At 53.0% G+C, this 15,701-nt stretch carries 7 protein-coding genes; 4 read left to right on the forward strand and 3 right to left on the reverse strand.

Annotation, left to right across the window (positions count from 1 at the left end):
• Positions 1-313: 313 nt before the first annotated feature.
• Positions 314-1,300, reverse strand: coding sequence for a hypothetical protein (locus JUJ53_RS18605; protein ID WP_204153538.1), 987 nt, complete (start codon positions 1,298-1,300; stop codon positions 314-316).
• A gap of 1,745 nt (positions 1,301-3,045) precedes the next feature.
• The gene (locus JUJ53_RS18610; RefSeq protein WP_239125200.1) at positions 3,046-4,056 is read right to left on the reverse strand and encodes a nucleoside hydrolase; all 1,011 of its coding nucleotides are present in this window, start codon (positions 4,054-4,056) and stop codon (positions 3,046-3,048) included.
• Between the two features lie 315 nt (positions 4,057-4,371).
• Between JUJ53_RS18610 and JUJ53_RS18615 the strand changes: the two genes are divergently transcribed.
• The 4 genes from JUJ53_RS18615 to JUJ53_RS18630 all read left to right on the forward strand — a co-directional run bounded on the left by JUJ53_RS18615 (position 4,372) and on the right by JUJ53_RS18630 (position 14,316).
• Positions 4,372-6,453, forward strand: coding sequence for a helix-turn-helix transcriptional regulator (locus tag JUJ53_RS18615; protein ID WP_204153539.1), 2,082 nt, complete (start codon positions 4,372-4,374; stop codon positions 6,451-6,453).
• 318 nt (positions 6,454-6,771) lie between these two features.
• Entirely contained in the window at positions 6,772-9,498 is a 2,727-nt protein-coding gene (locus tag JUJ53_RS18620; RefSeq protein ID WP_204153540.1) for a filamentous hemagglutinin N-terminal domain-containing protein, read from the forward strand.
• Positions 9,499-9,706: 208 nt separating this feature from the next.
• The gene (locus tag JUJ53_RS18625; protein WP_204153541.1) at positions 9,707-11,653 is read left to right on the forward strand and encodes a ShlB/FhaC/HecB family hemolysin secretion/activation protein; all 1,947 of its coding nucleotides are present in this window, start codon (positions 9,707-9,709) and stop codon (positions 11,651-11,653) included.
• Complete coding sequence (locus JUJ53_RS18630) at positions 11,605-14,316, forward strand: CHAT domain-containing protein (RefSeq protein WP_204153542.1); 2,712 nt, start codon at positions 11,605-11,607, stop codon at positions 14,314-14,316. Before JUJ53_RS18625 ends, JUJ53_RS18630 begins: the two co-directional genes overlap by 49 nt.
• Positions 14,317-14,564: 248 nt before the next feature.
• Here JUJ53_RS18630 and JUJ53_RS18635 read toward each other — a convergent pair whose 3' ends face one another.
• Positions 14,565-15,647 carry a hypothetical protein gene (locus tag JUJ53_RS18635; protein ID WP_204153543.1) on the reverse strand — a complete coding sequence of 361 codons (1,083 nt, stop codon included), beginning with the start codon at positions 15,645-15,647 and terminating at the stop codon, positions 14,565-14,567.
• Between the last annotated feature and the right edge of the window lie 54 nt (positions 15,648-15,701).

The following is a 15,701-nucleotide window of genomic DNA, read 5'->3' on the forward strand; positions in this document are numbered from 1 at the left end:
ATTGCAACCCGCTACGAGAAGAAGGCTGAGAACTACCTCGCCATGCTGACTCTAGCTTCTATCATGCTGTGGCTATAGTTTTAAAACAGAGCCTAGTATTTCGGGAAACCGGCAGTGCTAAATAGCGGTATGATTCCGCAAGCTTTTGCCTAGAGTTTCAGAATCTCTAGCTAGAGGTTCATACTCTGATTTAGCAACGCCATGTCGGGAAACCTTCGTGGATTGACGATAGTTTCCTCCTTTTCCCCAGTCCTTCAAGATACCGTCCTCGCAGGCGCAGCGCCCTAGGTGAGGACGCTACGCCTACTACGACCTACGTAAGCTGGATATAGTCAGAGATGGAGCGATCGCCATGCACTCGGTTATGACGGCTAGATAGCCCATGAGACTGGTGATGACGATTGATTTCATCCCGCCGCGCATCAAACACTTGCTTGATCTTAGGTTGGGTTGCAGCCCCAACTTGCTTCAGCAAATCTTTCATAACTGGGTAGGATACTGCCCACTTGTCTTCCTTTGATAACCCCGACTGGTTGTTGTAGCTAAAGATAGCTTCCAAGGCAAGGTTAACGTTAGAGTCTAGACCATTTGCACTACTGGCAGCACGCCCTTTCGACGGAGGCCGTCCTCGGGTTGCTTTCTTCGTGGTCTTCGCTGTCTTTGTAGCCTTTGTCTTCCGCTGACGCGTGGGTGCTGGCTCTGCTGCAGGAGGGCTGTAGGCAGGCTCTTCCTCCACAATCCCTAACGCCTGCTGCACATGGTTGACTTTGTCCCGTAGAGCCGCGTTTTCTGCTTTCAGAGACTCATTTTCTGACTGCAGTTGGTCGATCGCCTGTGAGCTGACGCCCGGCACCGTTTTTTGAGTTTTGACCTGCTGCAACTGTTGACGCAGTTGCTCCACCTCACGAGTAAACCAAGACAACACTTGGGCTAGCTCTGAAACATCCTGAATGCTAGCTTTGCCTGGCTTGGGGCTAGGCGCTGGTGTCGCCACAGGAGCCGGCTCACGGGTAACGACAGGAGCTGGAGCCGGAGGCGTGACCTCTGTACGTCTGGGACGACCGGGCTTGCGCTTGGGAGGAACGTCGGGCTTGGGCACAGCATCACTAGGACGCATATCTTCCCAATTTCTGGCGTTGCGGCTGAATTTAGGCGTACTGCTGTAGGCTAGCCCATACTGCTTTTCTAGGGCTTGGGGCGTCTCGCGAGCCATCATCCGTAGCTGTTCTTTGGAACCATCAAAACCACGGTGCTGCGCCAAAACGTAGGCGTCACTGGTCGAAAGCATAAGATTAGCCATTTATCTATCCCTCATCTGTGGGGTTTACTGAATGAATCACCAGTTGGAACAGCCGAAAAACTCGGACTGCACCAGCGGCTTTGAGCGTGAGATTGGGTGAACTAAACTCCTGAATTGCTCATCAATGAACAATCCTATCTGCCTGAATGAACGGCACAATCGCCCAAGACATTTGAATCGAACGATTGCGATCGCTAGACTGACAGATGTCATTGTTTGATGGAATCCATAATATTCAATGATGAAAACCGACGGAGGTATAAGGCTGATATATCTGAAGCCGAAGACAATACTTGGTTGGGGTTATGAAGCAAGGCTGATTAGAAACAGCAGAATCCATGCTAGAAGGGGCTACAAACGGCAATCATTCAACCTTTTTCCCAATGTGCTGACCACTATACTGAACCAGATGTTGATCTAGGCACATCTTTGCCGCCGAATGACGGAACAGCTCAGCTATAAGCCAGTCACCCGGTTGAACTTACTTCCCTTTGTAAACAACGCTGCTATGTTCATGCCTCTTCCAAGGTCTATCCTGAATAAGAATTTGCGAAGACTAGATAATAGTATCAAATATTTTCCAAAACTTGACAGGTCTTGAGTAAATTCAGTGGAAAATATTTGCAATCAGGATGAAATGTGTCATGTTTTGTAGGCAGAATCATGGTTTGGCGATGGGTATTGGGGTGGAATGAACACCTGTCAGAGCAACCATGCCCCAAAGATGAGGAACGGCTTTTGAAGGAAGAACCTGCTGTTGTGGCTATCAATGTGTTCATTCAAGCTGAATTTGAGATGCTTGTGTAGCTACTGTGACGGACTTGGTCTTCCCTGGCGATCGCTCTAGTCACCATGGGAGAGTTCATGGTTTTGCACTATCATTCCCACTTTATGTCAGCTTCATATCAACATTTCACCATGATTATCGCAGGATGGTGACGCGATCGCTGTGTGATGCCTATGGTTTGACTCTTCCCTGCTCTGGAGAGTTTTAGGATTTTCAGCATGGCTGTTGTCAGGTATTACATCGAATCAGGATATTCAAGAGCCGGTCTTACAGCCGTTGTGCCGCCCCAAGTTCACCATAAGAAGGTCTATCGTCGTTGATTGTCCATAAAACTTGTTCATAAAACAAGGAAGAAATCCTAGCTGCGGCCTAGATGAAATTACTGAATAACCAATAGGCCACTACCGTCTAAATACTCAGAACCCTGGCTAATACCTTGATTATCAAGAACTATTGCACAATGTTACCGTAGGGTAACCGTTGGGACAATAAGTACGTCCGTAGGTCAGCCATTCTCAGGATACATATTTCATCCGGGCGTTACTGAATCGCAGTAGGGTTTGCTATCGCAGTAGGATTTGCTAAGAAACCGTGAGCAGGACACTCACACGACCTAGATGGTGAATGAATTGGGAGGGTGAGCAACCCGCTCCCATGGCGATTCATAGCCTCATTCAGCTTCGGCAACGCCGGTTTGCGGGTGGTGGGCAGGTTGACCTGGTTATGGCTTGACCGATTGATAACAACAGCACCGTGACCTGCAGCTACCCTAGGGCATGTGCCAAGTACAAAAGATAAGCTCAGGCGATGCTGGCACCTTGGGCGGTTAGGTATTCATCCCAATGCCTAGGGTCTATGACATGAAACGTTGTGACGACTCTGTGCGTACCGAAAGAGAGATCTCTCTTGTCTCTCTACCCAAAGATAGACTGCTCGCGCCCCCTGTTGTGATAGACGATCAGTCCAACATACTGCTGTTGGATGGATCATGGGTGAAGAACCGATGTAGATCACCCAGAAGACATGTGAAAAATTGTTCTGAATCTACCGTTTGCGCAACCCAACTATTAGCAAACTGGGGTAGAAGGCGGCGATCGCTGACGGTTTGCCCAAGCGTCCATTGCCCAAGGGTTTCAACCTGCACCTGGGATCGTTGAAAGGTAAACAGGTGGGGGTAGCAGAGATAGGCGATCGCTGCCGCGTCATGCACCAGAAAACCTGGTTGCCCAGAGGTTTCTCGATAGGCCATGGCGGTTGTGATCAGACATTCACAGAGTTCCACCAACAGGCCTGCTGCTGGATGGTGGTGGAACGTCTGCCCTAGCGATCGCACCTGCTCACGGGTGAACAGGAGGGTACGGGTGACATCCAGGGGAAGGATAACCACATCTTGGCGGCTGGCTAACACCGTTTGGGCTGCATCGGGGTTGAAGTGGATATTGAACTCTGCCTGAGCTGTAATGTTCCCAGGGCAGGTAAAGGCACCCCCCATCAGGACAATTTCTTTAGCCAGTTGCAAGATGCCCGGACGGGTTCGTTCTGCTGCCGCTAGATTGGTGAGAGGCCCAATTGCCACAACGGTGACTTCATGAGGACGGGTTTCGAGCTGCTGAATGATCACATCTTCAGACCATGGAGCAGTTTCTCGATCATGACCAGGTGGCTCTAGAACCTGAGATAGACCGCCTAGTCCATCTGCCCCGTGGATATGAGATGCATCGTCTGTCTGCCCACTGCCCTGCTGTCCTTGCCCCAAGATAACCGTTGCTTGCTGTAAGCGTGCTAGCACTTGACTGGCATTGCGGAAGGTTTGGGCTGCAGATACATTGCCATCTACCGTCGTCACAGCCACAAGCTCTATAAGCTTGGAGGCTTGGAGGGCCGCTAGCCAAAATAGCGCCACGACATCATCGCCTCCGGGGTCTGTATCTAAAATAACTGGACGAGGCGAGATAGGCTGAGGGGGCATGGAGATGCGCTTTTTACAAAGATTTTACAAAGAATAGACTTAGCATACTGGATTTCCTGCATCTCTCTATAGTTGCCCTAGATAGGTGATGGGTGGTTGACCCAGATAGGTGGTTGATCTAACTAGATGGTTGATTCGGATAGATGAAGACGAAGGATTACATACTATTGATAACGGTCTATTGATCACGGTTGATCGGGATCACGGTTGATCGGAATCCTCCTGGAGAGTTATGGTTAGTGTGACCTAGGTCGCGTACACGTTAAGACTCAGCTATAGTAAGAGTTTAATATTGCCCGTTAGGCGATCGCTCCTATGACCGCAGAATCCCATGCATCTTCTACAACTGTTCAGGCCTCTCCTAGGGATGCCTCAGAAGGCGATCGCTCCCTAGACGTAGGTTCTAGAACAGATGTGGAGGTGGTTGTACCAACCACGATTCATGCCTCAACTGGTTCTACAGGCTCTCCCGTCGGCGACAAAGGATATCGCTGGGCTAAGCTAGTCTCCGACCTGCTCACGCCAGACTATCTTGAAACCCTAACAGGCACCTTACGGGACTATTCATCGTTGCCGGATACCGTCACCCTGCAACTGTTTCAGTATTTGGTGAGTGTCTATCAACATCGCCTTGCCCAAGATATTGAAACCTACGGTATCGACGCGATCGATACGAGCCTGCCTCATCTGAAATTGGCTACAGGACGCCGCAAGGGGCCCCAGCGATTGGAGCTGGTACTCGATGAAGACAAGACGAAGGCCTACCTCAAAAATTCCCTGGCAGAATTTTTCAATCATGCTGGCTTCAAAGAAGAGTTTGCCAGAGCCATTGGGGCCAATCTGGTCATCTGGGCCCTAGAGGATATTGAAGCTAGCATCAGTCCTGATACCCTGCAGCAAATCTCCTTATCCTCGCTGAAAGAACGCTGTAGCGCCTATTTGCTAGATCCTAGCTCACCCGTCCTGCAAGAAAAAATCAGCTTTTTTGGTCAAATTTATTGCCAGGATATTACTCAAAAAATTATCGATGGCTTCAATCTGCCCAACTGTACATTACAAGATATTGAGAAAATCCTGGGTCTCAAGCAGCGGCCACCAGCAGAGACAGAAACCAACCTCACCCTAGACCCAATTGCAGTGGTTCCCACCTGCATTCCCATTGCCAGCAGCATTCGGGCCCAGCTTCGTCCTGATTTATGGCAGCGGAGTGATGATGAACTGGCTGTTTTCCACTACCGCAGTCGGGTGAATCCGGCTAATTATATTGAGCATTACATCACCAACCCTGGGGATATTGCCATGCTGCCCTGGGAAGCCGCCGAGCAAATTATCAACAAATTTGGGTTTGATACCGTCAAGCTCCAGCTTATTTTCGCGGCTCAGACGATGGATCAAGGAGAGCCGTGGAAAAGTACGTTTACCCTGCGGGCCAGCGACATTATTCAGCTTCTCGGCTGGGACAAGAACCACAACACCAATATGCCCGAGAAGCGCAATGCGGTGGCGAGTACCGCCTACGCTCTATCCTGCCTACTAGTGCGATCGGTGTGGGTGGAGGGGCGGGGTCGCCGCCAGATTGATGCCAGCACTCCCATTGGGCGCATGTGGGACGTGTTGATTGACCCCCACGGGCAAATTGACTGGGTGACGGGCAAAATTGAGAAGCCTGAGGAAGTTTATATCACCATCAGTCCAGGTCTATGGACGAAGCATTTCCTCAACCGGGCGGGCAGCAAAGCCAAGGAAGCGCTACACCAGTTTGGCTATCTTGCCAAAGATATCCTAAAAATTGACCCCTACCATAATGAAATGGCGCTACGGCTGGCCATTCAGCTTACCCTCGATGCTCGAATTCGCGCCCGCAACCAAAATCCCTACGATTACCGCGTGATTAGCCTGCTAGAAGAGGTGTTGCCTAAGCTAGAGCTGGATCGAGCCTTGAACAACAAGTATAAAGCTCGTGACCTGAAGAAACGCTGGAATAAGGCGCTCAACCTTTTGATGAGCCTAGGCTGGCGGATTGAGTTTGATCCAGAAACCTATCCCGACTGGCTGCAGCCTGGCAGTAAAGATGCGAAACCTCAAGACTGGCGCAAGATTAAGGTGATTGAGCGCTTGCTGCAGGCCAAGCTGACGATCAAACCGCCTCACCCCATTCCCGATTTACTAGACAAAATTAAGGATCCCAAGCGCCCGAAAGCCATTACGCCGGCTGCGATTGTGGAATCCCTCACCGGCGACATCATGAAATCTGCACGGCAAAATCAAGGCTGGAGCCGTAAGGAAATCGGTGGCTTTTTGGGGGTGAGTGCCGACTATATCGGTAAGCTAGAACGGGGCGATCGCTTCATTACTCCCGAACTAGAAACCAAGCTGAGAAAATTGCTACACCTCTAGGAGGTGCTGGCATCAATAATTTTCTATGGTCTAGACATGGTTCATCAAGGAAGCTCTGGTTTGCGGGTCGATCCTAGCTAGAATAAGAACCCATTAGCATCGCTTGCGCCCATGGGAGGAGGCAGGCTATTATCAGTCCGTACCATGGCGTGCCCGTAAATTTACGTCCGTAGAATTCCAGTCTTGCTGTTGTTACGCTGTCCAACAAGTTGAAGTAGGGGCGTGAGTCTCAGGCTATAGGGACGGGGTTACCCCTGTGATTCTACTGAAAGCACGTCATCTTTTATCTACTGTTCAGGGTGACCGAGGAGAGTAGCGATGAACCAGCCGGCTAGGGTAGGTTTGGGGGTAACCCTGATACTCAGTGTTTTAGCTGGGGTGGGGATGCCGGTTCACGGGCAAATTATTCGGGATGCGTCCCTAGGGGCAGAACCGTCGCGGGTAGTGCGGGATGTGCAGATTCGTGGCGCGCAGGGCGATCGCATTGAGGGTGGAGCCCAACGGGGCGGCAATTTGTTCCATAGCTTTCGGGAGTTTAATGTGGGGGATGGACAGCGGGTGTATTTCACCAGTCCCGCTGGCGTAGACACCATCCTCACTCGGGTGACTGGCACCAGCCGCTCGGATCTGTTGGGTACCCTGGGGGTGGATGGAACAGCAGATCTGTTCTTGATGAACCCCAATGGGGTATTTTTTGGCCCCAATGCCCGCTTGGATGTATCTGGCTCGTTTGTGGCTACAACGGCGGATGCTATCCAGCTCGGCAACGGTGAGTTTAGCGCTCGTAGCCCGCAGGTGCCTGCCCAGACCCTGCGGGTTGATCCCTCAGCTTTTGTGTTCAATCAACTGAATCGACCTCGGGGTGAAATTGTTCATCAAGCGATCGCCCCTGATCCTAACGATCTCAGACCTGTAGCCAACGGTCTTAGCGTACCTGACGGGCGCAGCCTCATTTTGCTGGGAGGGGATGTGATCCTGGAGGGTGGCTACCTGCGGGCATCGGGGGGACGGGTGGAACTGGGTGGATTGGTAGAACCTGGCACCGTGACCATACGGAGCAGCCAAGATGGGCGTCGCCTGCGGCTCACCTACCCTGATGCTGCCGCTCTCGGTGATGTGACGCTGACGGATGGTGCCATCATTGACGTGACCGGAGCGGGGCGGGGCGATCTATCGATGACGGCTGGTACGTTGAGCATCCTCAGCGGCAGCAATATTTGCGGTGGATTGGGGGCATCGTCCTTTTGCGGTCGAGACGAAGATCAACAAGCTGTGGGAACGTCCCGCAGCCGGGCGGGCAATGTGGTGTTGGTGAGCACAGACAGGATGACGATTAGCGGAGCCAATACGGGGGTGCGTAATCGGCTCAATCCTGGAGCAACCGGCAACACGGAAGACATTTTTGAGGCGATCGCTCGTCTGGACGACACCAATGCCGACGACCCGATTGATATTCTCTTCGGCTCAGTTTTGCTGATTTCTGGGGATGCCGTCACGGTTTCCGAGGGTGCCCAAGTCAGCACCAGCACCAATGGTCAGGGCAATGGCGGCTTGCTGTATGTTCTCTCGCCCAATGTGACGGTGGAAAGTAGCGGCGTTTTGGATAGCAATGTATTGAGCAATGGCAGGGGCCAGGCCGGCGGCGTGTTCATTGGCAGTTCCGCCCTGCAGGTTACCGGAGGATCATCGGTGGAAAGCGGCACGGATGGTCGGGGGCCAGCCGGTCGGGTGCTGATTCAATCGGGGACGGTTGAGGTGAGTAACGGGGCACGCCTCTCCAGCGCAGTCTTCCAAAATGGTGTGGGGCGGGCTGGCGGTATTGCCATTGAAACCAATGGTTTAGTGATGACCGATGGTGGATCGTTGAACAGCAGTACGTTTTCCCGAGGGCCGGCAGGGGCGATCGTGGTGGTCTCCAATGGGGCGATCGTCATCGATAACGCTCGCATTGATAGCGCCGTTGGGGAAAATGCCGTGGGTCAAGGCGGCCAGATTCGTATCCTAGGGCAAGATACGCTGATTTTGTCTAACGGTGCTGTGATTAACACCAGTACCAATGGGGTCGGTCAGGCTGGCGATATTGTTGTGGCAACCGCCAGCGATTTGATTCTGGAAAATGGTAGCTTTATTCTTAGTTTGGCGAACGTAGGAGCCCAAGGGAATGGCGGCGAAATTGGCATTGGGGCAGGGGGTTCCTTCATAGCTAATAGTGGGTCGGGTATTACCACCTTAGCGGTTGAACCAGATGCGGCAGCCGGCGACCTGTTTTTGGCGGTCAACAACTTGTTCATCGTCACCGATCGCTCCTTTATTAATGCAGCAACCGGCTCCGGGGACGGCGGCAATTTGTTCTTGACGGGAACAGACTTTCTGATTTTGGCCAACGCCAGCAATATCTCCACCAGTGCTGGGCAGATCCAGGGAGGTGGAGACGGCGGCAATATTGAGCTGGATATTCAACGGGCGATCTTTGCCATTCCCTTTAATGACAACAACATCCGTGCCGAGGCCTTTGACGGGGATGGTGGCAATATTCGAATCGTGCGGCCGATTAATCTTCAGGATATTGCTGAACGACCGGATGTGCTGACAACCAATGACATCACGGCTAGCTCAGAATTTGGCGTGGATGGCATTGTAAATGTTAATGAACTAGATGTGGATCCGATTCGCGGCTTAAATGAATTGCCGACCGCGTTGGTAAATGCGGAAGATTTGGTCACCCAAGAATGCCCAGGGTTAGGGTCGGGGCAGTCGGGGCAGGTCGGGGCGTTCTACGTCACTGGGCGTGGCGGCATTCCCACTACACCGGATACCTATCGAGGGCAGGCAGCGGTGATCGTCGATTGGGCAGAGGACGATCGCTCTCCCGAGGTTAACGATCCATCCCAGGGCGATCGCTCCTCCATGATCCCCCATGAGCCATCTCAAATACCCCCCAGGGAGTTTCAAGGATGGCAGCGGGATGAAACGGGTCAGGTTTGGCTAGTAGCGGAGGGAGCATCCCAGCCAGCCACGCCAGCTTCAGTCTGTCCATCACCCTAGGCTTACTTACCTCGCACGCGATCGCCCTCTTAACGTCACGGACTACCACGGTATGCATCACCGATCATTTCATTATTTTTATTTTATTTTAATACCTGGAATATTCTGTTGTTCCAGTCGGGTAGCTATTGCCCTTGAGGATTTCCGCGCTGTTGAGGAACCGCGGTATGATAGGGGAGCGATCGCCCAAGCGAACGTTGAACCTACTGTGGATAGACTCAATCTAGGGAACTTAGATGGAATCGATGCACCCCAGTTGCTTGAGCCCTTCTCCCGCCAGCGTCCCACTGAGCCGTCGCTGCTCGTCGTTCCTGACCCGGCTATCCTAGTTCCCATTGAGCTTGTTCCAGACTCTGCTAGCGATCGCGCCCCCGTCCGTGAGTCTAAGGATCAGGACGATCCGGTGGTTCAGAGGAATGCTCCCGATACATCGCCCCAGACTATCCCCTTAGATCTACATACTCCAGATCGTCCAGAGGCACGTGGTTCTGTTTTCCTAGACGCCCCAGTGAGCCAAGTGCTGCCAGCACCGCTGTTTAATGATCCGCTGTTTGATGACCCGCTGTTTGATGATGACGTACCGCCGCCCCTGCCGCCGCCGGACGAGTTGCTGCGTCCCGTTGAACCAGACGCCATTGAGGATCCTGGTTTAGATAGCTTGGATCGCATTGTGGTAGAGCGATTTGAGTTTGTGGGCAATACGGCCTTTAGTGACGCTGAGCTAGAGGAGGTTACTCAACCCTATACCAACCGACCGATTACCCTCGATGAACTGTACGAAGCGCGATCGGCGGTGACTCAGCTTTACCTGGATGCGGGCTACGTAACATCCGGGGCCTTCATTCCTCCCCAACCGATCCAAGCCGGGGTGGTGCAAATGGAACTGGTGGAAGGACGGCTAGAGGGCATTGAAGTACGCAATAACCAACGCTTGAGCGATCGCTACTTTAGCCGTCGTATTGCCCTAGGGGCTGATATCCCCTTGAATGTGAATGATTTGTTAGAGCGGCTGCAACTGTTACAGCTTGATCCGCGTATTCAGACGCTCACCGCCGAGCTATCGGCTGGCCCGGAGTTGGGTACGAGTTTATTGATCCTTGATGTGCTGGAAGCCGATACGTTTAATATAATCGGCACCTTAGATAATCGGCGATCGCCCAGCGTGGGTGAATTTCGGCAGCGGCTGGAGATCAGCGAACTCAATGTGAGCGGGGCAGGTGAAACCCTTAACCTTAGCTACGCTCGCACCTCGGGCAGTGATGCTCTGGAAGGGCGGTTTCGTGTGTTTCTGAATCCCCAGGGTGGCACCTTAGAATTCAGCACGGGGGTGGGTATGGCGGAGGTGATTGAGCGGCCGTTTAACCAGCTTCAGGTGGAGTCCGAGTCGAATTTCGTAGACCTGACCTATCGCCAGCCGCTGTTTCAAACCCTGAATGAAGAGCTGGCCGTGGGCATCACCGCCAGCCGCCAACAAACCCGCAGCATTCTGGATCTACCGGCAGACCTCGGTGGGCCGTTTCCGCTGACGGTGGGGGGTGCCGATGAAAATGGCTACACCCGCGTGGTGGCGCTGCGCTTGTTTCAGGAATGGCTGCAGCGCAGTTCCCAGGATGTGTTTGCGGTGCGATCGCAATTTAGCCTAGGTCTAGACGCCTTAGACGCTACGGTGAACCAAGATCGCCCCGACAGCCGCTTTTTGGCCTGGCGTGGTCAGGGTCAGTGGCTGCATTTATTTGCTGACGATGCCTTGCTGCTGGTGCGTAGTGATGTCCAGCTTTCCACCGACTCGCTGCTGTCCCTAGAGCAGTTTGGCATCGGTGGTCAGGATACGGTGCGCGGTTATCGCCGGGATCTGTTGCTCACGGATAATGGTGCCTTGCTGTCGGCAGAAGTGCGGCTACCGGTGTGGCGGCAGCCAAGGGTCAACGGCTTGCTCCAAGTCGCGCCCTTTTTGGATATGGGTATGGGCTGGAATGTCAATGACCCCGACCCCGATCCACGCACCCTTGTGGGCGGCGGCATCGGTCTACTTTGGCAGCAAAACCATCTCAACGCTCGCTTGGACTGGGGTATTCCATTTGTATCAATAGAGGCGGATCGCAACACATGGCAAGAACATGGGCTGTATTTTTCCATCAACGTCAGTCTGCGCTAGGCAAGCGGCAGGGCCGGCGATCGCTACGGCTGCGGTCTAGTCTGGCGATCGCCCTCGGTTGCCTAGTAGCGTTGAGCATTATCCTGCCAACTCAGATAGAGCGGGGCATGGCCAGTCCCCCATCGATCAGTCAAGGCGTGAGTGCTGATGATCTCGTCCAGCAAGGTCAGCAGTTCTATGATGCTGGCCGCTATCAAGATGCGGCTGACCGCTTGCAGCAGGCGGCCCAAGTCTATGCTCAGCAGGGAGCCGAACGACAGCAGGCGATCGCCCTCAGTAACCTGGCCCTCACCTGGCAGCATCTAGGAAACTTAGAGGCTGCGACCCGTGCCATCGACACCAGTTTATCCCTGCTGCGTGCGGCTGACGGCGCAAATCCATCCCGTTCCTATGCCCAAGCCCTATCGATCTACGGTCGTATTCAGCTAGCTCAGGGGCTGCTGAACGAGGCCTACGATAGTTGGGGACAAGCTGCCGATCTCTATGGAACCTTAGAGGATCCGGCAGGGGTGACCCAAAGCCGCATCAACCAAGCCCAGGCCCTAAAAGACCTAGGCTTTTATCGGCGGGCCGTTGACCTGCTCCAGGATCAGGTTGATGCCCTCAACGCCCAACCGGCTAGCTTGACCACGGCGATCGCCTTGCGTAGCTTGGGGGAAACTCTCCAGCTTTTAGGACAGTTTGCGCCAGCTATTCAGACCCTGGAGGCTAGTCTCGCCATCGCTACCCAGATTGGCGATCCCGATGCGATCGCCGCTGCAAACCTGAGTCTGGGCCATACCCTGCGCGCCCAAGCCGCCCGCCAACGCCAGCTCCAAGAAGCCGGTACGCCGGGAGCCGGTAATGCCACCGATACCCTCATGCAAGCCCAACGCGCCTACACCGCAGCGATCGCCGCTGATCCCTCGTTCCCACACCAAATCCAAATTCGTAGCAGTCAGCTCAGTCTATTGGTGGATCAACAGAACTGGTTGGCCGCCCAAACCCTTTGGCTCCAGCTTCAGCCTGACCTTGCCCAACTGCCCCCCACCCGCGCCAGCCTGGATCAGCAGGTGGAGGTGGCTAAAACCTTGATCCGTCTGCGTCAGGGACAGGATCCATCCAGCAGCCCGACGGTATTAGAGATTGCCAATCTGCTGACCCAAGCCCATCAACAGGCCCAGCAGATTGGCGACCAGCGCTCCCAATCCTATGCCCTAGGCACCCTTGGGGAACTTTATGAGCAAAACCAGCAGTGGCGGGATGCCCAAACCTTGACCCAAGATGCCCTAGCCCTTTCCCGTCGCCTAGAGGCTCCGGAGGTGTCCTATCGCTGGCAGTGGCAACTGGGAAGGCTGTTGAAGCAGCAACAGGATCGTGAGGGAGCGATCGCCGCCTATGATCAAGCGATCGCCACCCTGAAAACCCTGCGGTCGGATGTCGTTTCCATTAATAATCCCGAAGCCTGGCTCTCCTTTCGCGACACCATCGAACCTGTCCACCGGGAATTCGTAGACCTGCTGCTAGCCCCCGATCGCACCCCCAGTTCCGCAGAGCTTGACCGGGCCCGAGAAACGGTCGAAGCGCTTCAGCTTGCGGAGTTGGATAACTTCTTCAAGGCAGCCTGTCTAGATGCCGATGCCGTTAATATCGAAACCATCGATCCTCGGGCTGCAGTCATCTATCCTATTCTCCTCAGCGATCGCTTGGAGCTGATCCTTAACCTACCCGATCAGCCCCCGATCCGCCATAGCGTTCCCGTCCCTGCCGAAACTGTTGCCGCCACCGCCCGCGAGCTTCGTCCCCTGCTGTTTCGGGATCTATCAGGCATAGGCATCCGCTTGCGTCCTCTGACAGCACAACTCTATGACTGGCTGATTCGTCCCTTAGCGGCTGATCTTGCCACCAGCGACTTAGATACCCTAGTCTTTGTTCTGGATGGCTCTCTGCGTAATATTCCCATGGCAGTATTATTTGATGGTACGGACTATCTTATTCAAGACTATAACATTGCCCTAGCTCCTGGCTTACAGTTAGTTGATCCTGCACCCGAGCGATCGCCTGACTATAGCATCCTCCTAGCGGGCGTCAGCGAAGTGCCTGAAGACTCTCCCTTCTTTGGACTCTTGAACAACTTACCTAACGTTGAAGAAGAGCTCAACGCTATCCGCTCCCAGATTTCCGGACAAGTATTGCTGAACGAGGCATTTACGACTCGTAGTCTACAAACTACTGTGAATGTTGCTTCTACACCAATTGTTCACTTGGCAACCCACGGTCAGTTTAGCTCCGATCTAGATAATACCTATGTCTTAGCTTGGGACAATACCATTAACGTACTACAGCTACGGGATCTCCTAGAAGTCACCGATGTGCGCCGCCGGGTACCCATTGAACTTCTGGTCTTTAGCGCCTGTGACACAGCCCAAGGTGATGATCGCGCTGCCCTTGGCTTGGCTGGCGTTGCAGTGCAGGCTGGAGCCCGCAGCACCATCGGCAGTCTTTGGAAAGTGGATGATGCTTCCACATCTGTCTTCATGCAGCAGTTTTACCAAGCCTTGACCCAAGATAATTTATCCAAGGCGGCTGCCCTTCGCCAAGCCCAACTTGCCCTACTAGATAGTGAAGCCTATCAAGCTCCCTACTACTGGGCTCCTTTTATCCTTGTTGGCAACTGGCTTTAGAGAGAGGAACCCCTTTTTCGTTACCGTTGCAAAGCAAGAGAGCAAGCCCAGATTTTCTTGTCAGATAGTGGTAGCTGCCATAACAGAAATTCGTCTGTCACTAGCATGTCTCACCATGACGAAAGAGGGGTGGCATTGCTGAATAGTGAGATGATTCCGCAACCTTTTGCATGGAGTTTCAGGTTTTATAGCTAGCGGTTAATCTTTTAGTTCAGCAACACCAGAGAGTTAATGGCAAGGGAGCCCCTCTATATACCGCAGGCAGGGCCAGCCAAGTCGCCAAAAGCCACATCTGGCCCCTTGACAGCTACTGTTGTACGACCCACTGTTAACGATCCAGATAGGGTTACCGAAAACTCACCTTCTACAAATCCACCACCCGGCTGCCACTTAATACCACTCAGGCGAGCATTGGGATCCGGATTCACTAATTCTCCTCGGGGTGATGCATCTACAATCCGCGCACAGCTTGGCAGTTCTAGCACCCAGTTACTTAAATCCTGGGCAACAGGCAACTCTTCGACGTAGTATCGCCACGTTGAGCTTTGTCCTGTGTAAGACACACCCAAAAATGTCACGCGATATCCATTGGAAAGCGTTACCACATCGTCGCCAGCCACGGAACCTGTTGTCGAGTCAGGGCTAGGAAGTTCAGGAAGCCCCGTGATCGCACTAGGTCGATTAGACACTCCACCTTCCTGAATCTCAGGTAGACCAATTCGTCCTCCCGGGCGGTTGAAGATACCGCTCTCCCTTGACGTCTCAGTCTGTTCTACGATCCCCACAATGCCATCAATCGTGGTTGTTTGAGCGATCAAGCTATAGGACTGAGTTTGGACTGTCTCTACTACTTGATCCCGTCTACCGCCGCGCACATCATACCGCACTTGGGCAACAACACGTAGATCGACCTCTGATAGGTTTAGACCCTCTTGATCTAGGCGCTCTTGTAACGCAGTAATGGGAATGACTTCTGGCTCTAAGGTCACAGATCCTGCTTGGGAGGTGATCAACCGAGCGCCTGTGTTGGTATAAATTCCTTGCCATTGACCATCGATCAGTGCAAAAACTTCATACACCGTATTGGCATAAGATGTATCAGGTTTGTTTAAGACATTAAGCTGCACGACTAAATCCGTTACCTCTTGACTAGCATTGACCAGTCGTACTACGTCTAAAGCCGTCTGCCAGTCTTGGGATTGCTGACTGATCTGGTACGGAGCAGCGATCGCTTCAGGGGTGAGGGTATAAATTGAGCCAAGGACAGTTGTAGCTATTAAGGCAATGGGTAGGTGTTGCCACAGGATATGTGAATGAAGAGGTTTTCTCATGGTCATGGAGATCATTAAAATCCAGTAGAATTTCGGAGAATGTTGCCATGCCCA

This window comes from Leptolyngbya sp. CCY15150 (genome assembly GCF_016888135.1).
Classification (GTDB): Bacteria; Cyanobacteriota; Cyanobacteriia; order RECH01; family RECH01; genus RECH01.

What these genes read in the sequence shown, in the direction of transcription:
- JUJ53_RS18615 (WP_204153539.1), top strand. Translation starts at nt 4,372, where the DNA reads ATGACCGCAGAATCCCATGCATCTTCTACAACTGTTCAGGCCTCTCCT.
- JUJ53_RS18635 (WP_204153543.1), bottom strand. Translation starts at nt 15,647, where the DNA reads ATGAGAAAACCTCTTCATTCACATATCCTGTGGCAACACCTACCCATT.
- JUJ53_RS18605 (WP_204153538.1), bottom strand. Translation starts at nt 1,300, where the DNA reads ATGGCTAATCTTATGCTTTCGACCAGTGACGCCTACGTTTTGGCGCAG.
- JUJ53_RS18620 (WP_204153540.1), top strand. Translation starts at nt 6,772, where the DNA reads ATGAACCAGCCGGCTAGGGTAGGTTTGGGGGTAACCCTGATACTCAGT.
- JUJ53_RS18630 (WP_204153542.1), top strand. Translation starts at nt 11,605, where the DNA reads ATGGCAAGAACATGGGCTGTATTTTTCCATCAACGTCAGTCTGCGCTA.
- JUJ53_RS18610 (WP_239125200.1), bottom strand. Translation starts at nt 4,056, where the DNA reads ATGCCCCCTCAGCCTATCTCGCCTCGTCCAGTTATTTTAGATACAGAC.